Raw genomic sequence first — 24,057 nt, 5'->3', positions numbered from 1 at the left:
TGTCAGAACAGGCTGAGGGTTTCCTCGACCGGCTCTTCCTTTTTCTTGACCGGCTTTTCAGCAGGTCTCGGCGTGAAGTTGCGCGTCAGGCGCTGGGCAAAGATCTGTTTGTTTTTCTGCATATCCAGAATGACTTCCTTGGCCATATTGGCCATCGGCTCGTATTTAAGGCCATACAGCGCCAGTTCGACAAGGATAGGCGCCAGGTCGGCGCCGCGCTCGGTCAGGGCATAGATAAACCGGCGCTTGTCGGCCGGGTCGGCCGATTTGCTGATCAGGCCATGTTGCTCCAACTTTAAAAGGCGATCGGCCAGGATATTGGTGGCGATCTTCTCTTCCGCGCGCAGGAATCCCTGATAGCTGCTGTGCCCGCGCAACATCAGGTCACGCACGATCAACATGGACCAGCGATCGCCCACCGCTTCCAGGGTCAGGTTGATAGGGCACAGCGAGCGGTGTGCCTTTTGAACAGCGGCCTTGCTGATGGGTTTGGCGGGTTTCCGGGCGCTTTTGGAGAGGGGCGCTTTGGCAGGCTTTTTCATACGCGGCACCATGGTTCACGGGCAATTCGCAAGTGATGCGCGTTAATCTTTTGATTCGCAAGAGAGTGTGAAAATGACTTGTGGATTGAAACTGAAGGGCGGCAGGCATGTGCGTTAAGTGCGAATGGCAAGTCATTGGTTTTATTTTGAAAGCAACCGGGTTGCCTTGTGAGTCACCTTGTAATCCCGCAATGTCGGTTCATCGCGTTGCAATACTTTCCGGAAGCGTGTCGTTAGCTCAAGTGACTGAACAGGCATGAGAATTTCAGATGCTTGCGTTTCGCAATTGTACCTAATGGCGGCCTTCCGGTAACCTTCTGTCAGGCTCAATACACACTGTGAGCGGGCATCGCCATAGGTCAGGATGTTGCGATCAAACCATTCGACGCGATGAAAGGCCCGCAAAATGCGACGCAGCGCGAATTGCGAAATTTTATAATGGTAGGTGCCGGCTTTATCCGAAAGGCTGATGTGACCGTCAGCCTCGATATCCAGTCGAAACCGGTCCTGTTGCTCGTAGGTAATGTGTGTATCGGGTGGTATCGGCGTCTGGTCGGCCAACTGGTAATAGGCCACAAACAGCCCGCCGCAGAACAGCACGCTCAGCAGCGTATTACGCAGCCGTTTGGGAATGGGCTTTCCGCCGAAGTTCTCAGGAATTTTCACGCTCGGCCAGCTTGGCGGCATTCCACAGGGCATCCATTTCCGCGAGATCCGACTGATCCGGCGTCTTGCCGATCTTCGCCAGTTCGGCCTCGATGATCTCAAAGCGGCGGACGAACTTGGCATTGGTCATGCGCAGGGCGTTTTCAGGCTCGACATCGAGCTTGCGCGCCAAGTTGGCCAGGACGAACAGGATGTCCCCCAGTTCCTCATGTGATTTCTGTACATCGCCTTTGGCGACCTCGGCCTTCAGTTCCTCGGTCTCTTCGTCGAGCTTGTCGAGCACCTCATGGACGCTTGGCCAGTCGAAACCGACACGGGCGGCGCGTTTGGTCAACTTGGCGGCGCGGGTGAGAGCGGGCAGTCCTACCGGCACATCATCGAGCAGGCCGTGTTTTTCCTTGGCCTTACGTTCCTCGGCCTTGATGACTTCCCAGGCGGCGTTCTGCTCATCGGCGGTGCGGTCGCCGGCATCGCCGAAAACGTGCGGGTGGCGACGGATCAGCTTTTCACTCATACCGGCGGCCACATCGTCGAAATTGAACAGGCCCATTTCCTCGGCGATTTGGGCATGGAAAACCACCTGGAACAACAGGTCGCCCAGTTCCTCCTTCAGGTCGCGCAGGTCATTGCGCTGGATGGCATCGGCCACCTCGTAGGATTCCTCGATGGTAAAGGGCGCGATGGTGGCGAAGGTCTGTTCCTTGTCCCACGGGCAGCCGGTCTGCGGATCGCGCAGCCGGCGCATGACTTCGAGCAAACCTTCCATGCCTTCACTCACAGGATATCCTTTGCTTTCAGTTGCGACATGATTTCGGCATGGCGTGCTGGCGTCAGGTTGTAGCGCAGCATGGAGACGGCGCCCAGGATCAGGAAGATGACCGGCAGACCGATAAAGAAGATTTCGACCCACATCAAGGCATCGGGCGGGCTGTCCTTGGGGGATTTCACATTGAAGTGCAGCACGCCTAATATGGTGATGGTCAGGGCCGAGATGGCGTAACCGACCTTGGTGGTGGCCGAAAGGATCGCCATCAGGGTGCCCTTATGGTCATGGCCAGTTTCCAGCATGACCTCATCACCTATATCGGCCATCAGGGCGCGGGTCAGCAGCAGCGAAGCGGCATAGGGAATGCCGTTGGCGAAGGTCATGGCGGCGCAGATAATGAAATTGCCCTTGGGCGCGAAATACATGGCGCCGTAAAGCACGGCGAAGATCTGGGACGACAGGATCAATGCCTTATGCTTGCTCATTTTCTTGGACGCGATAACCCAGATGGGCGCACCTATGATGCCGGCCACGAAGTAAAGCAGCATGGCGACGCTGCACTCAAAGCGCGTCAGGCCCTTGGTCTCCTCAAAGAAGTAGAAGAAGAGGGCGGCCATCACGCCCGGCGCCAGTCCCATGAACAGGTCAGCATAGAGAATGCTGCGCACATTTGGGCGTTTCCACATGTCGAAATAGTGGCCGAGCTTCAGGTCATGCGTGTTTGTATTGGAGATTTTTTCCGGGACCAGCCACAGGGCAATGCCGATGCTGACAGGCAGGGTGAGCATGATGAAACCGCCCATCAACTGGACGCCGAAAATATAGCTGTAGCCGAGTTTCTGAACGATCACCGGAATGACCGCCGCCGCCAGGATGCCGATGATATTGCCGACCTGCCACCAGGCGAAGATGCGCGAGCGTTCGTTATAATCAGTGGAAAGGACCGTGCCCCAACTGGCCTGGCTCAAAGCCGCAATGGAAAAACCGACATAGAGAACGAAGAGCCACAGGCCGAGATAGACAGGCCCGACACCTCTTTGCGCCAGGAATATAAAACCGGTGCTGACGAACAGGATCGGCAGGCAGATCAGCATCCACAGCTTGAAACGGCCCAGTTTAGTGCGAGTGCGGTCCATCCAGTGACCGAGGACCGGATCAACCAGAATATCGAAGCAACGCACAATGAAGAAGACGGTGCCGACCATGGCGCCAAGCTGTAGCTGCGTGCCGTAATATTCCGGCAGGGTGGCGACGAGCGGCAAACCCAGGGCGGCAAAGGGCACGCAGGGGCCGATAAAGGCCAGCATTCGGCCAAATCCGACCCGATCGGTTTGTGTATCTGACGCCACCCTATTACCCCCAATTATGCGATTCTGACGTTAGCCTATGGCAGGCTGCGGGATTTGCCAACCGGCGCCTGACTTATCCCCGCGTGTTCTCGCTTTCGTGACCGCGCGGGTGATTGCGCCATTGCTCCCGTGGGCTTGTCTGTTAGTCTGCTTGTCCTGCAAAAGAGATGACTCGATATGGATGCCCATTCCCCGCTTAAGCCCGCTCAAAATGTCCCGCCCTATCTCGGTGTTACGACGTCGCTGAGCGGCCGTGGGTGGCGGGAACGTATTGCGGCCAAAGGGGTTGCATCGGAAACCCTGCGCGAGCTTACCCATCGTCTGGGGCTGATGAATGTGGCCGAAGCCGATTTCATCGAACCTTTGGCGCGTTTCACCGCCGGGCGTGGTGTGACGCCAGAAGGCTTGCAGGACTTCATCTTCCCGACGCTCAAAGCTCTGTTTCCGGAACCCTCGTGCTTTATGGACATGGACAAAGCCGTCGGCGCCATACTGGACGCGTTGGAACGCAAGGCAAAAATCAGTATCTTCGCCGATTATGATGTCGATGGCGCCACCAGCGCAGCGCAATTGGTGCGCTGGTTCCGACATATGGGGCATGAGCTTGAGGTCTATGTGCCCGACCGCGTGACAGAGGGATACGGCCCCTCCAATGCCGCCTTCGATACGCTCAAGCGTCAGGGCACGGACCTGGTGGTGACGGTCGATTGCGGCGCCATGGCCCACAGGGCGCTGGATTATGCAGCCAGTATTGGCCTCGATGTCGTTGTTATCGATCACCACCTTATGCGCGAGGAGCCGCCGCACGCCCTGGCTGTCGTTAATCCAAACCGGCCTGGCTGCACCTCGGCGCAGGGAAATCTGGCGGCGGCGGGCGTGGTTTTCGTGGTTCTGGCCGGCCTGAACCGCGAGGCCGAAAAGCGCGGCCTGTTCAGCGATCGTCCGAAGCCCGATCTGCGCCAGTGGCTTGATCTGTCGGCACTGGGCGCCATTTGCGACGTTACGGCCCTGACTGGTTTCAATCGCGCCCTGGCGGCGCAGGGGCTCAAGGTCATGTCGCAGCTTAAGAATGCCGGCATAAAGGCGCTGATGGAAGTGGCCGGCGACAAGAGCGCGGCGGTCAATCTGATGAGCACCTTCCATTCCGGTTTTGTCATCGGGCCGCGGATCAATGCCGGCGGCCGGGTAGGGCGCTCGGACCTCGGCGTCCGGTTGTTATCGACCGACGATGCCGAAGAAGCGGCCGCGCTGGCGCATGAACTGGATGAACTGAACCGCACCCGCCGCGACATCGAGGCCGAAGTGCTCGACCAGGCCATGCAGACCGCGGAAACGCAGGGGCTGTGGCCAAGTGATGATCCGGTCATTATTGTGGCGCGCGAAGACTGGCATCCCGGCGTTATCGGCATCGTGGCCGGCCGGTTGCGCGAGCGCTGGCATAAGCCGGTCATTATTATTGGCATTGATCCGGTCAGCGGCATGGGCAAGGGGTCGGGCCGGTCGCAGGCCGGCGTCAATCTCGGCGAGGCGGTTGGTGCGGCCTTCGAGGCCGGTATTCTGCTTTCCGGCGGGGGGCACGCCATGGCGGCGGGCCTGAGCGTGGAGCGCGAGCGGATCGGCGAGCTCCGTCGTTTCATCAATGACTATGTGACGACCCATGTGTCAGAGGTCGACCAGATCGAGGCGGTGGAGATCGATGCCATTTTGAGTGTGAAGGCGGCATCGCGCGCGCTCTATGACCGCTTTGATTTATTGGCGCCCTTTGGCCAGGGCAATCCGGAGCCGATGCTGGCTTTCGCCGGCGTCCGTGTCGGTTTCGCCCAGGCCATGAAGGGCGGCCACATCCGCTTTGAGTTGAGTGATGACAGCGGGGCGAAGCTGAAAGGCATCATGTGGCGCGCCGAGGGCACGGCGATCGGTGACGCGCTTTTGCGCCCGGTCGGACTGATCCATGTGGTGGGGCGGCTGAAGGCCGATGACTATATGGGGCGGCGAGGGGTTCAGCTTGAAATCGAGGACATTGCCCTGGCCTGATAGCCGGACTGAATGTCTGCACAGGAAAAAAATGAAAATAGCGCTTGCATCCCGAAATAAGAACGGTTACCTAGCGCACCTCTTGAACGCGGTCCCTTCGTCTATCGGTTAGGACGTCAGGTTTTCAACCTGAAAAGAGGGGTTCGACTCCCCTAGGGACTGCCATTCAAGCGGCTGAGTATTCCCCTTCATCGGTATCTTTTTGCCAAGGGTTGATAGCCGCTTGTTGAGTTATCCACAGATAATTACCAATTGGTAACGGTCTCAGGCGCTCGCGTGATCACAATTACACTCGCCTAAAGCGATTTTTTGGCGTATTTTCTCAATCCATGCGAATATATTCTCTTTTTTGCCTCCCAAATTGAGATATCCGTGTTATTATAATGAGTGTCACTTGAAAGTTCATGGCGACATGGGTGAGGATAGATGAGTTTGTTTGATTACAATAGCAAAACCGAAGCCGACGAATTAGTAACGATTTCAGGTCATGTGAAATGGTTTGACGCCGCGAAGGGATATGGCTTCATCGTCCCGCAGGATTCGACGCTGACAAGTATGCGTGATGTTCTGCTTCACATTTCAAGCCTGCGCGATATGGGTCGTGACAGCGCGCATGAGGGCGCGCGGATTACCTGCAAGATCGCCAAGCGGGCCAAGGGCTGGCAGGTCATCGAGATTGATGAACTGGATGCCGTCGCTGAAGGTGTCTCTTCGCCGATCCGTTCGGATATTCAGGCGCCACGGGTTTCGCGCGCTGTCAATGACAGTGTGCGCGTTGGTGATCTTGAGGCCGCAACTATCAAGTGGTTCAACCGCACAAAGGGTTATGGCTTTGTGGTGCGCGGCGATGACCCGACCGATATCTTCATCCATATCGAGACCTTGCGCCGCTATGGCCTGGAAGATGTCCAGCAGGGCGATACCATCATGGTGCGCTTCGGCGAAGGCCCAAAAGGGCTTGTGGTTACCGAGGTTCAGCCCAGGGCATTTGTATAATCAGTTGTCATAAGTCGTATTCAAAAAAGCGCGAACAGGTCATGCTGTTCGCGTTTTTTATGTCTGTAAGAGCGTGAGGTCTCGGTTATCCACGCCTTTTTCCCTGGGCTACAAGGTGAAATCAATAAAAGTCAGCAACTTGGCGATTTTTCATGTCAGGAGGGCTTGCGGAGGTCTGGTGAAAATGGCATGAAGCGCGCCTCTCAGCCGGTGACCTTGGTTACTGGCCGGGCAACGGGGTGTAGCGCAGCCTGGTAGCGCAGCTGTTTTGGGTGCAGCAGGTCGGAGGTTCGAATCCTCTCGCCCCGACCAGCACATTGGCACCATGCAATGGGCCCTGTGTTGGTGAGTTAAATTTAGTCGGGGCGTAGCGCAGCCTGGTAGCGCGCCTGCTTCGGGAGCAGGAGGCCGGAGGTTCGAATCCTCTCGCCCCGACCATTTAAAAAAGCCGGCTCCCTCTGGGGCCGGCTTTTTAAATGTCTTGCCTTTCCTCTTTACCGCTGGCTGCGTTTGGTAGTAACAGACACATACGTAAGGATGAGCAGATCCCAGCGTATCCAGGAGACAACGATGTTCGCGCGTATTTTCAAACCTGCCAAGACAGCTATGCAATCCGGCCGTGGCAAGACCCATGACTGGATACTGGAGTTTGAACCGAAATCCGCGCGTACGCCTGATCCGCTGATGGGCTGGTCGTCATCTGCAGATACCGATGCTCAGGTGCGTCTGACCTTCGAGACCAAGGACCAGGCCATGGCCTTTGCCGAACATCACGGCATTCCGTTCCGTCTCATCGAGCCGGAAGCGCCGCCGAAGATCATCAAGGCCTATGCCGACAATTTTGCCTTCGGCCGCAGACAAAGCTGGACGCACTAGCGCATTCTTGCGTTTGAGGCTCCGTAGCTCAACTGGATAGAGCATCCGCCTTCTAAGCGGACGGTTACAGGTTCGAGCCCTGTCGGAGTCGCCATGACTTTCTCATATCAGGAACCTGTGATGACGGGAGTGTCCAGGCTTTCCTGGCCCCATTCTGCCCATGAACCGTCATAGAGTCGCGCACAGGTATGGCCCACCTCAAACAGGGCCATACTTATGATGGCCGCGGTTACGCCAGAGCCGCACGTCGTCACAATCGGCCCGGTATCGCTGACACCACAGGACTGGAAAATCGCATCCAGTTCCTCTTTCGGTTTCAGGGCGCCGTCGCGTACCAGTTCGCCAAACGGCAGGCTGCGGCTGCCAGGCATATGCCCTGACCGTAGCCCGGCGCGCGGTTCTGGGGCTGTGCCCTCAAAGCGCGTGCTTGGCCGCGCATCGAGGATCAGGCTGTCTTCAACCTTAAGTATATTCTGTAGGTCATTTATATTTATGATGTTTTCCGGCGTGTGGTTTGCTGCGTAAGTGGTCGGGTAGGGAATGGAAGTCTGATCTGTGACAGGGAAACCGGCTGCCTTCCAGGCCGGCAGTCCGCCACGCAGAACCTGCACTTTTTCGTGTCCCATCAGCCGGAATGTCCACCATACGCGCGCGGCTGAAAACAGGCCCTGCCGGTCATAGATGACAACGTGGTCGGTTTCCGAAATGCCCATCTGTCCGACAGCCGCAGCAAATCGGTCGGGCGAGGGCGCCATGTGTGGCAAGGGAGTGCTGTGATCGCTGATGGCATCCAGATCAAAGAATTGCGCACCGTGAATATGATCAGCCTTATAAAGCGCCCGCATGTCGGTGCCATCCAGAGCCCAGCTACCATCCAGAATTTTGACAGCACCGTCTTCCATCAGTTTGGCCAAATCCTGGGTTTCAATCTGTGTTGTCACGACTCTTGCTCCTCATAAACCGCACGATTTTTGTAAGCCTCCAGAGCACGGTCGCGGGCATGCGCATGATCGACGATAGGCTGTGGGTAATTTGAAACCTTATCCGGTTTATCAAACAGTTCTGCCTGTTTTCTGCTGTTATTTGGGCCTGTGGAAAGGTGTGTATAACCCTGTATGTAGCGGCCGCGATAGTCCCCTTTGGGATCGAATTTTTCGGCCTGGGTAATCGGATTGAAAATGCGGAAATAGGGGGCGGCGTCGGCGCCGGAACCGGCGACCCATTGCCAGCTTGCCGGATTATTGGCCGGATCCCCGTCAAGGAGGCAGTCCCAAAACCATTGCTCGCCTCGGCGCCAGTCGATCAGCAGGTGTTTGACGAGAAAGGAGGCCGCTACCATTCGCACGCGATTATGCATATAACCGGTCTGCCAGAGTTCTCTCATGCCGGCATCGACGAGTTCGTAGCCGGTTTCGCCCCGGCACCAGGCACGAAATTGTTTGTCGTCATGCCGCCAGTCGAACTGGTCAAAGTCGCGGCGGAAATTGATTTCATGCAGCCGTGGTTGCTGGGCGAGCAAGCCATAGGAGAACTCCCGCCAGGCGAGTTCGGCGCGAAACTTGGCCGCGCCGCCCTGCAAACGATGATCCGAATCGGCGACTTTTTCAGTTTCAAACAGTATCCGGTGTGGGCTGATTTCGCCGAATCGCAAATGGGGAGACAGGTGGGACGTTACATCCAGGTCTGGACGATCCCGATTTATGTCATAGGATTGCAGATGGTTCTTAAGAAAATGCCTTAGCGTGCCACGCGCGCCGGCCTCTCCGGGCTTGAAGCGGCTGAAGCCCTCTGACCAGTCCTGGCCGGATGGGGTTAGCTTCGGTTGCAGCTCCAGTTCGGCAATGGAGAGTGAGCCTGGCCATGTCGTCGGTTGCGGCCAGGGGGCATCCGGCAGGCTGGGCATGGCGGCGATATCGCAGGCGCCGGATGCCAGCAGGGCTTTGTAGAAGTGGGTAAAAACACGGAAAGGCGTACCGCCCTGTGTGCTGAGCGCATTTGGAGAGGACAAAAGGGCGGTATTCAGGCGTTTCAGCTCGATTCCCGCCGCCGCCAGTTCGTCCGCCAGTTCCTCATCATATTGTTCATTTTTCGGATCAAAAGTCTTCGAACAGTATATTGTTTTTACGCTGTATTCTCTGGAAAGAGATGCCAGAACAATCTGACAGTTGCCGCGCTCGATAATCAGCCGCGAGCCATATGTCTGAAGGTCCGTATCCAGGGGATTCAAGCGACCGGTGCAGCCACCATTTCGAGGCCGCACCCAAGGGCCGTGTCCCCGCATCTTCATCCCATATATAAAGAGGCAGGACAGGGCGACCGCTTTCGAGGGCCGCGCGGACACCGGCATGGTCATGCAGCCGGAGATCGAAGCGAAACCAGAGGATAACCGGTGCGGACGGGGCGTGTTTTTCTGTCATGGCGAAAAGGAAGGCTTGCCTGTTCTGGAGGTCTTGGGCACAAGAGGTAACATGGACGCAACTGAACCAACACCCTTAAGCTGCTGTATTATCGCCCGAAACGAAGGCGATCGCATTGGCGATTGTATCCGTGCGGTTCAGGGGCTGGTAAGCGAGGTTGTGGTCATTGACAGTGGTTCGACCGACGATACGGTGGCGGTGGCCGAAAAGCTCGGCGCCCGCGTCATCCATCACGACTGGCCAGGTTACGGACCGCAAAAGCGATACAGTGAAGACTGTGCGTCATACGACTGGATTCTCAATCTGGATGCCGATGAGGTGGTCACGCCGGCGCTTTTCAGTGAAATCAAGGCGCTGATGACTTTGGGGCCAAAGCTGAATGCCTACCGCTTCAGGATCCGGAATGTGTATCCCGGCAAGACAAAGCCGCGTCTTTGGGCGGATTACCATAACTATGTCCGGTTATATGATCGGCGGGTCGTCCGGTTCCGTGAGAGCCTCGTTCACGATACGGTCGATACAAAGGCGGAGCCGGTGGGGCAGTTGCATGGCGCGGTCATGCATTTTTCGGCGCGATCTTATGAACATATTCGCGCCAAGCTCGATTCCTATACCAATCTTCAGGCCAAGGTGCTGAAAAAGCCGGCCTGGGCCATTTGGTTGCGTCTGCCCTTTGAATATCCGTTCGTTTTCATTCGCTATTTCATCTTTCGCGCGCATTTCACTGGTGGCTGGGACGGCCTTTACAGCAGCCACCTGGCGGCTGAAGCGCGGCTGAACCGCCTGCGCAAGATTCTTTCCGCACAAAAAGCTGCGAAGGATGCGGCCTGATGGCGGACAAGCCCGCCTTCATACAAGACCTGGCCTGGCGTCTGGAGGCCCTGCTTTACGATGCCTTTGCGGCCTTTACCCGTGCCCTGCCGGTGGATTCGGCTTCGGATTTTGGTGGCTGGCTGTTCAAGACCCTGGGCCCGCTGACGCCGGTGCAGAAAACGGTGAAGCGTAATCTGGAACTGGCCTTTCCGGAGATGGAGGACGCGGCGCGCAAACGCCTCATCACCCGGCAGTGGGAAAACACCGGCCGCACCATGGCCGGCGAATTTGCCATCATGGACCGGATTGTCCGTGATCCGTCGCGTATAGAAATTGAAGGCTTCGAGAGGCTGGAAGCCATCGCCGCCAGCGGCAAGCCAGTGATCTTCATTTCCGGCCACCTGTCGAACTGGGAGGTCATGAACGCGGCGATCCTGGCAGCGAAAGTGCCCTACATGATCACCTACCGCGCCGCTAATAACCCTTATGTCGATGCCCGTATTCGGGCCGGGCGCGCGGCCTATGGCGTGACCATGTTCGCGCCCAAGGGCGGGGATGGCGCCAAGGAACTGCTCATCGCCCTGCAAAACGGCGAGTCGGTCGGGCTGATGAACGACCAGAAGTTCAATCGCGGCGTGCCGACGCCCTTCTTCGGGCAAATCGCTGAAACGGCGCCCGGTCCGACGCGCCTGGCCCAGCGTTTCGGCACGGTTTTGCAGCCCCTGACGATCCGCCGGCTGCACAAGGCGCGTTTTCATGTCACGGTGCATGATCCGATTGAGGTGGATGACACCGGGCACAAGGCTCAGGATATTGAAACAACCGTCTGCAAGATAAGCGCTTTTATAGAGCAGGCCGTACGCAATAACCCGGAGGAATGGTTCTGGGTGCATAAGCGCTGGCCGAATGCGTTGTACAAAATCGCCAGGGATGGATCTGTTATCCAGGGTCACAAAAAGTGAACTGACCGGGCGGATGCGGCCTTTGTTTTGGGGGCTTCTCCCCTTAAGTTCATTAGGGAATGTGGAAACAGATTTTACAGAAACGCAGGCTCAGCCTGTTGATCGGCCTTGTTATCGGCGGCTTTCTGGCGCTGGCCTTCCTGTATTTGCAGAACGACATTCACCGCAACTATCTCGACCCCAAGATCCCCTTCCAGATATATCATCCGCCGTCCGCGCCCGACTATGCCAGGGCGGATGGCTGGTATCTCAATCCGGCCCATTATTATGCCGATCCTCGCAAGGTGGATGTCTTTTTCGTTCACGGCACCAGCTATAATGGCGGCGATCAGTGGCTGGGCTCGACCACGAGCAATGCCATCAAGGCCGAGGTGCAGCGCGTGCAATTGCCGAACTATGCCGCACCTTTCGCCATCATGGGCAATGTCTATGCGCCGAAATACCGGCAGGGCAGCCTGTTTACCCAATTGAACCTGAAGGAAGATCTGCGTGAGGCACGTCAGTTTGCCTATCGTGACGTAAGCGCGGCCTTTGCCGAGTTCCTCAAAGTGCGCCGCGGCGGCCGCGGCTTTGTCATTGTCGGATTGGAACAGGGCGGCGTGCTGGTGTCCCGCCTGGTCCGAGATGTGGTGGCGAATGATCCGGAATTGAAGTCGCAACTGGTCGCCGCCTATTTCCTGGAAGCTCTCGTGCCGGAAAGCCAGTTTGGCGTGACCGCCCAGACGCCGGCCTGTTTGTCGCGCCGTCAAGTCGGCTGCGTTGTCAGCTATGTCAGTATCAATTCGGGCCGGCCGGATGTCGCCTTGCAGGTATTGCAAAAGGCCGTCTATTGGCAGGGGGAAACCCTGCAGCCTATGGGATCGCGCAAAGGGGTCTGTGTCAATCCCCTGAATGGTATCGCCTCCGACGATGAGGTGGATGCGCGGCATTCTCAGGGCGCCACAAATGCGACGGGGCTGGAATGGGGCACGGAACCGGCGCTGAGCGTCCGCAAGGTGTCGGCGCACTGCCTGGGGGGCTGTTGTTTGTCGACAAGCCCAAATCGCCCTCCTTCAAGGATGACGGGACGTGGGAGGATCAAAGAAAGGTTAATTCTTACAATCTTTTCTACGGCGATCTTCAGGCAGATATTCAGGCCCGCTGGCAATTATTCGAGGCCATGTCGCCGCCAGCCTAATCCTGCTTGTCGGGGCTGTCTGCGCGCCAGTCGAACAACTGCCTGAGAACCTCTATCGCTCTGCGACGAGGCGCTGGCAAGGACTCCATATGTTGCAGAATATAGGCCGCATCGCGCGCCGCCATGGCGATCAGGCCGGTATGGGCCACCGGATCGACGAAGCGGTAATCGGGAAAGCCGGATTGTTTGGCCCCCAGAATGTCACCTTCGCCGCGCAGCTTCCAATCCATTTCCGCAATTTTGAAGCCATCCTCGGTGTCACGCAGCAATTCCAGCCGGGCCTGGGCGTTTTTGGATAGGGGCGTATCGTAGAGCAGGATGCAGGCGCTCTTGTCGCGTCCCCGCCCAACTCGCCCGCGTAACTGGTGGAGTTGCGCCAGTCCAAAGCGCTCGGCCTGTTCGATAATGATGATAGAGGCCGTAGGGACATCGATGCCGACTTCAACTACAGTGGTGGCACACAGAATGCGGATATCGCCGGCGGCAAAGCGGCTGATGACGGCATCCTTCTCTTCAGAGGGCATTCGGCCGTGAACCAGGCCGATTTCCAGGCCAAGGTCTTCGGCCAGTTCCCGATGGCGGAGTTCGACCGCGATCAGGTCCGATTCGGCGGTATCCTCAACCAGGGGGCAAATCCAGTAGGCTTGCGAACCGGAATCGATGGCGCTGCGCAGGCGGCCAATGACATCGGGCAGACGCTGCCGCGGCAGGACTGCCGTATGGATCGGCTGGCGGCCGGCCGGCTTTTCATCGAGAATGCTAAGATCGGCCTCGCCATACTGCGTCAGGGCCAGGGTGCGCGGGATGGGGGTGGCCGACATTGACAGGTAATGGACGGAATCGCCTTTGGAGAACAATTTCTGCCGCTGGCCAACGCCGAAGCGGTGCTGCTCGTCTATGACCGCCAGTTGCAGGGACTGGAAATCTACCCCTTCCTGGAAAACCGCGTGAGTGCCGAAGACGGTCATGGCTTCGCCGCTGGCGACAACAGTCCGCTTTTCCTCGCGCAGTCGCCCCTTGTCGCGGCCTGTCATGATGATTGAGGTAATGCCGATATCATTCAGGATTGGCAGACTTTTTTCATAATGTTGGCGAGCGAGGATTTCGGTAGGGGCCATTAGTACGCTCTGGAAGCCGCCTTCCGCCAGATCGATCATGGCCAGGAGCGCAACCAGCGTCTTGCCGGCACCCACATCGCCCTGGACCAGCCGGTTCATGCGGTGGCCGGAGCGCAGATCCGCACGGATATCCTGAAGCGCGCGCATCTGTGCGCCGGTCAGGGCGAAAGGCAGGGCGGCAAGTGCCTGATCCGAGAGGCGGTGGAAATCAACCACGCGCGCCGGTGTATTCTGGCGATGCAGTTTCCGGCTCTTGAGCGCCAGTTGATGCGCCAGGGCTTCATCATAGGCCAAGCGCTGCCGGGTTTTGGACTCTGGAGAAAAATCCAGCTCGCTTTGAGGTGTGTGCGCCGCTTTGAGGGCCTGATTAAATGCCGGCCATATATTTTTGTCTAATATAGCCTTATCCTGCCACTCCGGCAGGTCGGGCAGGGTAGTAAGCGCCGTCTGGATGAACTTTCGGATCATGCGTGACGACAGATCGAGCGTGGCCGGATAGACCGGTTCGCAAGCGGGAATATCGTCCGCGCGCGCTTCATCGACGATGTAATCCGGATGCGACATCTGGAGATGCTGGCCAAATTTTTCGATCCGTCCACTGATCAGGCGTTCGGCACCGACCGGATTCTGAGCCTCGAAGCCGCGTATGCGGTGAAAGTAGATCAGTTGCAGGCGGCCGGTCTCATCAAACACATCAATGCGCTGCGGCGCCTTGCCAGGGGATGGAAGATAGGCGCCGATTCTGACCCGCACGGTCTGGATTTCGCCAATTCTGGCTTCGCCTAGCCTTACCAATGGCCTCTTTATAAGGCTGGATGGCAGAAAGAAGGCCAGGTCACGAACATGCTCACCGACATGAGCGCTCAAGGCAGGCGCCAGCTTGGGGCCGACACCTTTCAGACTGGTCACCGGCGCATAGTAGGGAAACAAAATTTCTGGTCGCATGGGCTTATCAAGCACCAAAAATGCTTTATGAGAAGGGCCAGTTTAGATTTGAGGAGCGTTTACTGTGACAGAATCGGAAATGCGGGAAGCGCGCCTCAGAAAGCTGTCCTTTCGGGCCTGGCGCCGGGGCTTCAAGGAAGCGGACATCATCCTTGGCAATTTTGCCGACGACATGCTGCCGGGAATGAGCGACGAGGAACTGGATATTTTTGAAATCCTGCTCGAAGTGCCGGACCAGGATCTCTATGGCTGGATCATTGAACGTGATCCGACGCCTGAAGAATTTAAATCCGTAATTATGAATAAACTCAATATCTATTACAAGACAACTTACACAAAGATTTAAACAGCGCATGGCCGATTTGTCTCAGATTTCGCGTTCTGAAGCGCCGCTGGTTTTGAGCGGTGTGCCGGAAGGGTTTGACAGCCTGATCACGGCTGATCTGGCGCGCGGCGAAGGTTTGAGTGTTTTCGTGGCGCGAGATTTTGCGCGCATGAATGCGGTTATCGAAGCGCTGAAATTTTTCGCCCCCAGCCTTGAGATATTGAGTTTCCCGGCGTGGGACTGCCTGCCTTATGATCGCATGAGCCCGACGCCAGGCATAATCGCCCAGCGCATGTATGCCCTGTCGCGGCTTGCGGAATACAAGCCCATGCCGCCGGCCGCGCCAGTTCTTCTGCTCACGACTGCCGCCGCCATGATGCAAAAGGTGCCGCCTGTCAGTGTTATCCAGGAAGGGCGCCTGTCGCTTAGGCCCGGCCAGACGATCGATATCCGGGATCTCGAAGCCTATTTCCTGAAGCATGGCTATAACCGTGTATCGACCGTGTCGGAAAAAGGTGAGTTCGCGGTGCGCGGCGGCCTTCTCGATGTCTTTTCACCCAGCCACGAGGAACCGGTTCGGCTCGATTTCTTTGGCGATACGCTGGAATCGATCCGCAGCTTTGATACGGAAACTCAGCGCTCGTTAAAACAGATCACCGGGCTGGATTTTACGGCGGTGTCGGAAGTCCGAATGGACGAGGCGAGCATCAGCCGTTTTCGCCAGCACTATCTCGAAACCTTCGGTGCAGCGGGAGATGATCCACTCTATGCCGCCCTGTCATCGGGCATTCGCCGGCAAGGCATAGAGCACCTGCTGCCGCTGTTTTATGACGGCCTGGACAGCGTCTTCGATTACCTGCCGCCCAAGAGCCTGCTGATGCTCGATGTGCTTGCGGAAAACGCGTTTGCCGAGCGGGCGGCAAGTGTTCAGGATGCCTATGAGCTGCGGGCGGAAGCCTCGAAAGAGAAGGGCGGTTCCGCCTACCGCGCCCTGCCGCCCGCGCGGCTTTATCTCGATGACGTGCACTGGAAAGCCGCCCTGACCGGACAACGTGTACGGCGCTTTGAAACCTTTCAGCGGGAAGGCGCCGACGCCATCGATCTGGGCGGACGTCCGGGCCGTAACTTCGGTCAGGAACGCCTGCTCGATTCGACTAACCTTTTCACGGCGGTAACCGATCACGCCAAGGCCCTGGCAAAACAGGGAAAGCGCGTTTTGTTCGCTTCCTGGACCGATGGCTCATCCGACCGCCTGGGCGTCATGCTGGCGGATCACGGGCTGACCGCACTGCGGCTGGCAACGGACTTGGCCGACGCCCAAAGCTTTGGCGTGGCCGGCACCAAGGTCAAGCCGATCCAGCGCGCTGTCCTGCCGCTTGACCACGGTTTCGAGACCGAATCCCTCGCGGTGATTTCCGAGACGGATATCTTAGGCGACAGATTAGCGAGACCGCGTAAACGACGGAGAGCTAACAACTTTCTGGCCGAAGCCTCAGCGCTTTCGCCGGGCGATCTGGTGGTCCATATCGAGCACGGTATTGGGCGTTATGATGGCCTGAAGACGCTCGATGTGGCCGGTGCACCGCACGATTGTCTGGACCTGCAATATGCCAATGACGCCAAGCTTTACCTGCCGGTCGAAAACATCGACCTGCTGACGCGTTATGGCGCGGACAGCGACAGCGCTCAACTGGACCGCCTGGGTTCGGCCAGTTGGCAGGCGCGTAAAGCCAAGGCGAAGGAACGCCTGCGCGAGATGGCCGACGGCTTGATCCAGCTTGCCGCCGCGCGGGCCATGAAGCAGGGGCAGACCATCGATCCGCCCGCCGGGCTTTATGATGAGTTCTGCGCCCAGTTTCCGTATGAAGAGACCGACGACCAGCTTAACGCCATCGCCGATGTGCTGGAAGATCTTGGTAAGGGCCAACCGATGGACCGGCTTATCTGCGGTGATGTCGGGTTCGGCAAGACCGAGGTGGCCCTGCGCGCGGCCTTCGTGGTGGCCATGTCGGGCCAGCAAGTGGCGATTGTCTGCCCCACTACCCTGCTGGCGCGGCAGCATTTCAAGACCTTCACCCAGCGCTTCCAGGGCTGGCCGATCCGTGTGCGCCAGCTTTCCAGGCTGGTGAGCCGCAAGGATGCCGACGAAACCCGCGAAGGTCTGAAAAAGGGCGAGATCGAGGTGGTGATCGGCACTCACGCACTTCTCTCTGATCAGGTGAAATTTAACGATCTGGGCCTTGTAATTGTTGATGAAGAGCAGCATTTCGGCGTCAAGCATAAGGAAAAGCTGAAGACCTTCCGTGCCGATGTTCATATGCTTGCCCTTTCAGCCACGCCTATCCCGCGTACATTGCAAATGGCGCTCTCCGGCATCCGCGACATGTCAATCATTGCCACGCCGCCGGTCGACCGCATCGCCGTGCGGACCTATGTGCTGCCCTATGATCCTGTGGCTTTGCGTGAAGCCCTGCTACGGGAAAAGTATCGCGGCGGCCAGGTCTATTATGTCGTGCCGCGCCTCAGTGATCTGCCCGATGTAGCGGATTTCCTGCGCACCCAGGTGCCGGAAGTGAAGTTTGTCATCGGTCACGGGCAACTGGCGCCGACCGCACTGGAAGACGTGATGACGGCCTTTTACGAGGGACAGTATGATGTACTGCTTTCCACGACCATAGTGGAATCCGGGCTGGACGTGCCGACCGCCAACACGCTGATCGTGCATCGCGCCGACATGTTCGGCTTGGCCCAGCTTTATCAGATACGTGGCCGTGTGGGGCGTTCCAAGACTCGCGCCTACGCCTATCTGACGACCCCGCAGCACAAGACCTTGAGCGTTGCTTCAGAAAAACGCCTCAAGGTATTGCAATCACTGGATAATCTGGGAGCGGGGTTCCAGCTTGCCAGCCATGACCTCGATATCCGTGGCGGCGGCAATCTGCTTGGCCATGAGCAATCGGGCCATATCCGGGAAATCGGCGTCGAACTTTATCAGCAGATGCTGGAAGATGCCGTGGCGGAACTGCGCGAACGCAGTGCAGACAGCCTGACCGACGCGCGAAGCTGGTCGCCGCAGATCAATGCCGGCGCCGCGGTGATGATCCCCGAAAGCTATATTCCCGACCTCAATATTCGTCTGTCGCTCTATCGCCGAGTATCGGAGGCTGAAAAGCTGGCTGACCGCGAGGCCCTGGCGTCGGAACTGATTGACCGGTTTGGCCCCATACCGGAAGAAGCGGAACAACTGTTGAAAGTCGTCGGAATCAAGGGCTTGTGCCGGGAATCTAACGTGTCAAAGCTGGATGTCGGCCCCAAGGGCGCGGTCGTCACCTTCCGCAATGACAGCTTCAATAACCCAATGGGGCTCATAAGGCACATCCAGTCCCGGCCGAATGACTGGAAGCTGCGGCCGGATCAGAAACTGCTGGTCAAGGGGAGTGGCCGGACGCCGCCGGGCGCCTGGCGGCTGCCGAGCGGATCATGAAGGATCTGGCCCGGCTCGCCGCAGAAGCCTAAACTGCCTCGCGGTTCGGGTTTCCGACCTTCGCGGCGGCGCGCATCAGGGCCTCGGCCGCCGGTTCGCCGGGCTGAATTTGCGCGGCGCCAACGATGAATTCCACGACATAGGGCGGTTTACCCTGGCCGGAATCGAAAGCGGTACAACTGACGACTGCGGATATCCGTTCGCCGACATTATGGGCGGAAATGGCCGAGGTGGCGGGCAGGGCGATGGCAAAGACATCATTGGAAAGCCGGCCCGCCGTATCTTCGGCGCGAACCAGGCGCGCTACCATTGAGCCGATCTGCGGCACGGCCTTATCAAGCATTCCGCGCGAGCGGGCGCGGGTGACCTCGGGTGTTTCGGCGATCTTCAGCACGCAGATGCTGAGTGTGCGATGACGCTCTCCAGCCGCTTTTGACAGGCGGGCGAGGTGAGCGGCAAACAGGTCGCGGCCAAAAAGGCCGGTGCCCTTATCCATCTGCGCATGATGGCGCATGGCTTCAAGTGTCTTGCGGATGGTCAACTGGCGGCGGTGCGTACGGGCCAGGCGCACCAGACGATCCGTCACCTCGGCGATGTGCGCCCTGGGATTGGCGATATCATTGACACCGCGCATGAAGGCGTCCCCGACATCAAGCTCTATCAGCCTGTTCAGGCGCAGAAGGACCGGTGTGTGGTAGAGGCGTGTATTGCGACGCATTCCAGCGGCGATCGACAGGGATTCGGCTGGTTGCGCGCCACCCCACAAAAGTACGGCGTCGAAGGTCTTATCGTGCAGGTAGTCAAAAGCGCTGTAGGACGACAGGGCCGCAGTCACTTCAACGCCCAGTTCACGCAGGCTGTGGGTGATGGCAAGATATTCCGGGTCTGGCTGGCCGATCGAAAGGACGGCAAGCGGTTCCTGATTTTGCAGAATGACGTCAAGGGGTTGCAGGTCGACGTTAAACGTTTCGCGGCGGGTGTCATATTCCTCTTCGGCAACGCAGGCGCGCACCAGGTGCTCGACGCTGACCAGTATCTGCTGCGGATGGGCATCACGCGTGAGTACCATGTCCCAGCCATCCGGAACCTGGTGCTGGTCGTCATTGCGCATCATGATGACGGGAATCCGGCGCGGCCAGGCGGCAGCGCGCAGCGGACTTACCGCGTCCGGCCATTTGTTGCTGCCGGTTTCATGGATAATGACGGCTTCAATTGGCGCGTCGCCCAGGGCCACACAGCCCGCTTCGACTTCCGTAGCACTGAGGGTGCGCAAGCCCAGGCGGTCCAGTTCGTCACCCATCGCCTGTAACCAGGCGTCATCACGGCTTATCAGCAGCAAACGCGCCTGGAGGGTCAAGATATCAGCTCCTGTTGAGCGGGTGCGGCGGTTGAGCGGTGTCATTCAGGGTACGCGATTCTTAAAGAGGAACAGTAAACATTGTTGTAACACATCGGGCTACCGTCCGGCGCGCGCAATCGTGAAAAGCCATGCCTCATCCACCACTTCTGTTGAAAGCAATACATAATTGTTTTGATTGCAAAAGTGGGGAATGTCGATCTGCGCCATCGGGTCATTTGCCCACAGAATAAAGCCGGGCTCATCTTCCAATGCCTCCATTTTTCGACGGAGTTTCAGGGTCGGAACCGGACAGCGATGTCCGCGGGCATCGATCACGACAAAGCCGTCTCTGGTGGGAATGGGAGCGGAGCTCAGGATAGGTTTCATCGCCGAGATCTTGCCATAAATCGCCGCGTGTTGGGAGTCGGAATATGACAAACGCCCTGAAGTCATGGTTTGCAGCGGCAATGGCAGGTTTCATGCTGGTGATGGCGCCTGTGGTTCAGGCACAGGCGATCTCTGAGCCTGACGCGGCAACGCGTGCGGACCTGTATGCCAGGGTGAAGGTTGCCGGATTTCCAACGCCCGTAAATATCCGCCGGTCAGGCATGAAAACGCGTGTCGATCTGACGGCGGGTGGCGGGCCGCAATCCTATATCGCTGATCGGGAAAAGGGCGTGCTGATCAGCCTGACCGCAACGGGGCAGAATCGGCTGGCTCTCGTCTTTCCACTCGATCGCACGGAGGGTATTCTTCCGCTGCCGCTCGATTTGTCGATTCTGGCGCAGCAATCGACGCTCAAGGTGGTGGGGGCGTCATTGGTTGCTGGACGTCCATGCCGGTTGATGGAATTTTCCGGCTATCTGAATCAATCGGGCATGGTCTGCGCCAGCAGCGATAATATCATCCTGCAAATGACGCAGAAGGGGCGCCGCGATGCGCTTTTTGAGGTACTGGAACTGTCAGCGGCCCGACAAGACCCGAAATGGTTCCGGACACCGCCGGATTACCAGGTCGCCGTGGTGCCGGGTATCGGCGGGGCTTCTGGTGACACGGGTCTGATCGAACAGCCCCAGCCACCTGGTGTGAAAGTGAAGCCGCCTTCGGCCCATTGACCGAAGGCGGTACTTCTTTAGTTTCCGACGCCGGTTGCGCTGCCCGAAGCAGGCGCATCTTCACCGGCTTCAAGCTTGACGACCAGCGGGTTGGGCACGAGATCAAGCATGGAACCGTTATTGCCATCGACTACAGCGCCGATGATGCCGCCGACGAGCACATTGCCCGCCATGGCTGCGCCCCCACCACCAGCCACCTTATTGGTGACATGACCCGTCCAGGTCTTGTAGCCAGGCTTGCTGATAGTGACGTCAAAATCGGATTTCCGCGCCATCTTGAGGCTGCACGGCGTGGCTTTGCAGGTAAAGCCATTGGTTGTCGTGACACTGGCGCCGATTGGATCGGTTTCAACGACGAACACATCATGCGTACCGCGTGTGATGGTGGCGCAGCCGGTTACTGACAGGCCAAGCGCCAGCAGGATAGCGCCACGCACGATTACTTTCACCCGTAAAGGGTTTGAAAAAGATATGAGATTTCCCCCATTTGTAGCGGCAAGGATTACCGCAGTTTCAAAGTCGCAATCCTTGAGATGACTGTCAAGCCCTTCGCTTAACTGAATTTATTGTGAAATTTCAGAAGCAGAAAATCGACCAGGCTTCGGACACGGCGTGTGGTGTTTTTGCCGTGCGGCAGGATCAGGCTGATTTCGGTCAGGCCCCAGTCATAATCGGCCAGCACCTCTTCCACTTCGCCCGACTGTATCGCGGCGCCCGCGACATAGACGGGCATGACCATGATGCCGACCCCCGCCTTGACGGCCGACAGAAGCATACCAGGGCTGTTTGAGCGCAGGTGCGGCCTGACCTTGAGGGAATGCGTTCGGTCGTTGTGGCGATAGCGCCAGAGATCCTGGGTGTGGGTGCCGTTGTAATGCAGGATAATGTGCTGATCGAGGTCCGCAGGGCTTTGCAGCGGTGGCATTTGCGCCAGGTAGGCGGGGCTGGCCACAACGACGCGGCTGGACTGGCACAGCCGGCGGACCGTCAGGTTGGAATCATTCAGTTGACCGGCACGGACAGCGATATCGAGGCCCTCGCTGTGCAGGTCGAGTTTGTCGTCACTGAAGTCTACATCCAGTTCGATCTTGGGATACTGCCTGGCGAATTCCGCCAGGACCGGTTCGAGGTATTCATGGCCGAAAAACACCGGCCCGGTGAGCCTGATGGGACCGGAGAGGTCGGCGTTCGACTCCGCCAGGTTTTCGCCGGCAAATTCAAGCTGCGACATGGCCTGCCGGGCCTGCTCGTAATACAGCATGCCGCCCTCCGTAAGGTGGGTGCCGCGCGCTGTTCTGTGAAGCAGGCGCGCTGAAAGCATAGTTTCAAGCCGCGCGACACGCCGCGAGATAATCGATTTTGATGTTTCCAGGCGCTCAGCCGCGCGGGCGAAGCTGCCGGTTTCCGCTACGACGAAAAACGCTTTCAGATCGTCGAAGTCAAGCCGTATCTGTTCCATATATTGCAACTCTGTGATGCGAGAAGCGTATCTTCCGGCAACACCCGTAACCGACTATAGGGCATTCAGCAAGATAGTTCCGTATGGGAAACCCGTGTTCTTAAGGCTTCATCCTCAGCAACATTGAGTGCGGTGTTGTGAGAGGGCTTTCGGCACATGCCGGCAAACAGACATTCACGGATTATCAGAACGGCCTCTTCTGATAAACCTTGGCCGCGCCGCGTTCTCCCCTATTAACGTGGCGCGGCCATTTTTATATTTATTGCAATTGGTTATGACGCGCTCTTGATGTTGCGCAGATTGGCGGCATGGGCCCTGATCAGGTTTTGCGTCGAGGTGTCGGTATTGAAAACGCTGTACCAGCCCTGCGGTTCGTGGGGCGGGTCGCCGACATAGGCGGTCTCGCCGCGCAGCATGTGGTGATCCGGATGCAGGGCGCGGCCGGCGCCGCCCCAGGCCCAGAAATTGGAACCGGCCACCGGCGTATTGTGGGCGATGGCGTCTTCCACGGCCTTGTAGATCAGGCCATAGAAGCGGTCCTTGTAGGTAGTGGGGGTGCCGGGATCATAGCTGATATTATCGCGCGGGAAGCCGAATTCCTCGAAGACCAGCGGCTTGTTGATTTTTTTGGCGATGGCGATATGGGCATCAATATAGGCCTGCACCTTGGCCGCGCCGGCATCGAAACTGCCGCCGAGATCGTCTTTGTCGACCCAACTCCAGTTCTGTGGCCAGATATGCGCCGTCAGGTAATCGATGTGTTCGTGCGCCTTGATGACGATGTCCTCGCTGCCATTGGCGCCCATAAGCCCCTCGTGTCCGAGAGAAACGAGGTGGTTTGGCGCCAGTGCGCGGATAAGGGCCGCGCTTTCGCTGATCCAGTCGTAATAATCCTCCACATGCGCCTTGATAGCGGCTTCGCTGCCGCCCGGACGCGGCTCGTTCGATAACTGCCAGGCCATGACCGTGGCATCGTCCTTGTATGCCTTGCCGGTGATCGAATTGGTCCGGCCGAGCAGCATTTTGATATAGGCGTAATAGGCGTCCTTTGCGGCGCCGCTGGCATAGAACTGCGCAGAGAAGTCGGCGAATGCCGGCCAGGGATGGGCCGGGTCATTCATGTTGATATAGGTGCCGCCATTGGTCCAGTATTGATAGGTGACCATGCCGCCCGACCATTCCCAGAAGTTGGTCAGGTAGAGGACGGCCTTCATGTCGCGTTTGGCCATTTCCGCCAGCAGGAAATCGAGGCCGGTCAGCAGGTCGGCATTATAATCGCCGGGCTTGTTGGAAAAGGCGGGATCAAGGGAATTGATCAGCGGCGACAGTTCGGAAGATCCCAGAACACGCAGGTTGGTGACACCCAGCGCCTTGAGGTCGTCCAGTTCCCTGACGAGGCGGGTGCGGTCACCAAAGCTGGCCGCTGAGCCGAGGTAGGCGCCATACCAGATATTGGCGCCGACATAGCGGTAGGTTTCGCCCTTCAACTTGAAATGGATGCCATCGATCGTGACGAAGTCCGCGGAGGCAGCCGCAGACTTACCGTTAGCGAGCGCGCACCCCGCAAGCGCCAGGCCCAGCGTTCCCATACCCGCGCCCATAAGCGCGCGACGCGAAAATTGTAACATTCGTTTGTCTCCCTGTATCCTGCTGTTTCAGACAGCTATAGGGCAG

20 protein-coding genes, 4 tRNA genes and 1 pseudogene are annotated in these 24,057 nt (G+C 58.0%); 13 read left to right on the top strand and 12 right to left on the bottom strand.

Features of this window, described 5'->3' with window-relative positions:
- Window positions 1-2: 2 nt before the first annotated feature.
- The 4 genes from NVV72_17735 to NVV72_17720 form a co-directional block, all read right to left on the bottom strand.
- Window positions 3-542 carry a helix-turn-helix transcriptional regulator gene (locus NVV72_17735; protein ID MCR6661070.1) on the bottom strand — a complete coding sequence of 180 codons (540 nt, stop codon included), beginning with the start codon at window positions 540-542 and terminating at the stop codon, window positions 3-5.
- A 141-nt stretch (window positions 543-683) separates the two neighbouring features.
- A complete protein-coding gene (locus NVV72_17730) occupies window positions 684-1,208 on the bottom strand; it encodes a hypothetical protein (GenBank protein ID MCR6661069.1) in 525 nt (174 codons plus the stop codon).
- Complete coding sequence (gene mazG / locus NVV72_17725; GenBank protein ID MCR6661068.1) at window positions 1,195-1,974, bottom strand: nucleoside triphosphate pyrophosphohydrolase; 780 nt, start codon at window positions 1,972-1,974, stop codon at window positions 1,195-1,197. Before mazG ends, NVV72_17730 begins: the two co-directional genes overlap by 14 nt.
- 8 nt (window positions 1,975-1,982) lie before the next feature.
- A complete protein-coding gene (locus NVV72_17720; protein ID MCR6661067.1) occupies window positions 1,983-3,281 on the bottom strand; it encodes an MFS transporter in 1,299 nt (432 codons plus the stop codon).
- 219 nt (window positions 3,282-3,500) lie between these two features.
- Between NVV72_17720 and recJ the strand changes: the two genes are divergently transcribed.
- From recJ to NVV72_17685, 7 genes are all read left to right on the top strand, one after another.
- Window positions 3,501-5,357: a single-stranded-DNA-specific exonuclease RecJ gene (recJ, locus tag NVV72_17715; protein MCR6661066.1), complete on the top strand. Its 1,857-nt coding sequence runs from the start codon at window positions 3,501-3,503 to the stop codon at window positions 5,355-5,357.
- Window positions 5,358-5,447: 90 nt separating this feature from the next.
- Window positions 5,448-5,522: transfer RNA gene (locus tag NVV72_17710), tRNA-Glu, on the top strand.
- Between the two features lie 261 nt (window positions 5,523-5,783).
- Window positions 5,784-6,353, top strand: a complete 570-nt coding sequence (locus tag NVV72_17705; GenBank protein ID MCR6661065.1) for a cold shock domain-containing protein — start codon at window positions 5,784-5,786, stop codon at window positions 6,351-6,353.
- A 235-nt stretch (window positions 6,354-6,588) separates the two neighbouring features.
- Window positions 6,589-6,665 (top strand) — tRNA-Pro (locus tag NVV72_17700).
- A gap of 49 nt (window positions 6,666-6,714) precedes the next feature.
- Window positions 6,715-6,791 (top strand) — tRNA-Pro (locus NVV72_17695).
- Between the two features lie 132 nt (window positions 6,792-6,923).
- Window positions 6,924-7,229, top strand: coding sequence for an ETC complex I subunit (locus NVV72_17690; GenBank protein MCR6661064.1), 306 nt, complete (start codon window positions 6,924-6,926; stop codon window positions 7,227-7,229).
- 17 nt (window positions 7,230-7,246) lie between these two features.
- A tRNA-Arg gene (locus NVV72_17685) sits at window positions 7,247-7,323 on the top strand.
- A 13-nt stretch (window positions 7,324-7,336) separates the two neighbouring features.
- Here NVV72_17685 and sseA read toward each other — a convergent pair.
- Together sseA and NVV72_17675 are read right to left on the bottom strand one after the other, a co-directional pair.
- Complete coding sequence (gene sseA / locus NVV72_17680) at window positions 7,337-8,170, bottom strand: 3-mercaptopyruvate sulfurtransferase (GenBank protein ID MCR6661063.1); 834 nt, start codon at window positions 8,168-8,170, stop codon at window positions 7,337-7,339.
- Window positions 8,167-9,582 carry a DNA photolyase family protein gene (locus NVV72_17675; protein MCR6661062.1) on the bottom strand — a complete coding sequence of 472 codons (1,416 nt, stop codon included), beginning with the start codon at window positions 9,580-9,582 and terminating at the stop codon, window positions 8,167-8,169. Before NVV72_17675 ends, sseA begins: the two co-directional genes overlap by 4 nt.
- 115 nt (window positions 9,583-9,697) lie before the next feature.
- On the opposite strand from NVV72_17675, the gene NVV72_17670 reads away from it, so the two are divergent.
- The 3 genes from NVV72_17670 (at window position 9,698) to NVV72_17660 (ending at window position 12,644) form a co-directional block, all read left to right on the top strand.
- Window positions 9,698-10,477, top strand: coding sequence for a glycosyltransferase family 2 protein (locus tag NVV72_17670; protein MCR6661061.1), 780 nt, complete (start codon window positions 9,698-9,700; stop codon window positions 10,475-10,477).
- Window positions 10,477-11,421: a lysophospholipid acyltransferase family protein gene (locus tag NVV72_17665; GenBank protein MCR6661060.1), complete on the top strand. Its 945-nt coding sequence runs from the start codon at window positions 10,477-10,479 to the stop codon at window positions 11,419-11,421. The genes NVV72_17670 and NVV72_17665 overlap by 1 nt, the downstream gene beginning before the upstream one ends.
- A 98-nt stretch (window positions 11,422-11,519) precedes the next feature.
- Window positions 11,520-12,644, top strand: a complete 1,125-nt coding sequence (locus NVV72_17660) for a DUF3089 domain-containing protein (GenBank protein ID MCR6661059.1) — start codon at window positions 11,520-11,522, stop codon at window positions 12,642-12,644.
- On the opposite strand, the gene recG is transcribed toward NVV72_17660, so the two are convergent.
- Window positions 12,595-14,661, bottom strand: a complete 2,067-nt coding sequence (recG, locus tag NVV72_17655; GenBank protein MCR6661058.1) for an ATP-dependent DNA helicase RecG — start codon at window positions 14,659-14,661, stop codon at window positions 12,595-12,597. The two genes, NVV72_17660 and recG, sit on opposite strands and share 50 nt — an antisense overlap.
- Before the next feature lie 64 nt (window positions 14,662-14,725).
- Here recG and NVV72_17650 point away from each other — a divergent pair, with 64 nt between their 5' ends.
- Together NVV72_17650 and mfd are read left to right on the top strand one after the other, a co-directional pair.
- The gene (locus tag NVV72_17650; GenBank protein ID MCR6661057.1) at window positions 14,726-15,007 is read left to right on the top strand and encodes a succinate dehydrogenase assembly factor 2; all 282 of its coding nucleotides are present in this window, start codon (window positions 14,726-14,728) and stop codon (window positions 15,005-15,007) included.
- 7 nt (window positions 15,008-15,014) lie between these two features.
- Window positions 15,015-18,502 (top strand): annotated as a pseudogene (gene mfd, locus NVV72_17645) (transcription-repair coupling factor).
- On the opposite strand, the gene NVV72_17640 reads toward mfd, so the two are convergent.
- Complete coding sequence (locus tag NVV72_17640; GenBank protein ID MCR6661056.1) at window positions 18,499-19,827, bottom strand: diguanylate cyclase; 1,329 nt, start codon at window positions 19,825-19,827, stop codon at window positions 18,499-18,501. The pseudogene mfd and the gene NVV72_17640 sit on opposite strands and share 4 nt — an antisense overlap.
- 99 nt (window positions 19,828-19,926) lie before the next feature.
- The gene (locus NVV72_17635) at window positions 19,927-20,196 is read right to left on the bottom strand and encodes a sulfurtransferase TusA family protein (GenBank protein ID MCR6661055.1); all 270 of its coding nucleotides are present in this window, start codon (window positions 20,194-20,196) and stop codon (window positions 19,927-19,929) included.
- A gap of 44 nt (window positions 20,197-20,240) precedes the next feature.
- Here NVV72_17635 and NVV72_17630 point away from each other — a divergent pair, with 44 nt between their 5' ends.
- A complete protein-coding gene (locus tag NVV72_17630) occupies window positions 20,241-20,924 on the top strand; it encodes a hypothetical protein (GenBank protein ID MCR6661054.1) in 684 nt (227 codons plus the stop codon).
- 17 nt (window positions 20,925-20,941) lie between these two features.
- Here NVV72_17630 and NVV72_17625 read toward each other — a convergent pair whose 3' ends face one another.
- The 3 genes from NVV72_17625 to NVV72_17615 form a co-directional block, all read right to left on the bottom strand.
- Window positions 20,942-21,361, bottom strand: coding sequence for a PEGA domain-containing protein (locus tag NVV72_17625; GenBank protein ID MCR6661053.1), 420 nt, complete (start codon window positions 21,359-21,361; stop codon window positions 20,942-20,944).
- 116 nt (window positions 21,362-21,477) lie between these two features.
- The gene (locus NVV72_17620) at window positions 21,478-22,383 is read right to left on the bottom strand and encodes a LysR substrate-binding domain-containing protein (GenBank protein MCR6661052.1); all 906 of its coding nucleotides are present in this window, start codon (window positions 22,381-22,383) and stop codon (window positions 21,478-21,480) included.
- Window positions 22,384-22,655: 272 nt separating this feature from the next.
- On the bottom strand, window positions 22,656-23,972 hold the full coding sequence (locus tag NVV72_17615) for a cellulase family glycosylhydrolase (protein MCR6661051.1): 1,317 nt from the start codon (window positions 23,970-23,972) through the stop codon (window positions 22,656-22,658).
- Window positions 23,973-24,057: the final 85 nt, after the last annotated feature.

Origin of the sequence: Asticcacaulis sp., assembly GCA_024707255.1 — a bacterium.
GTDB lineage: Bacteria > Pseudomonadota > Alphaproteobacteria > Caulobacterales > Caulobacteraceae > Asticcacaulis.
Note: the sequence above shows the minus strand (reverse complement) of the source record. Positions and strands in the feature narration are given on the sequence as shown.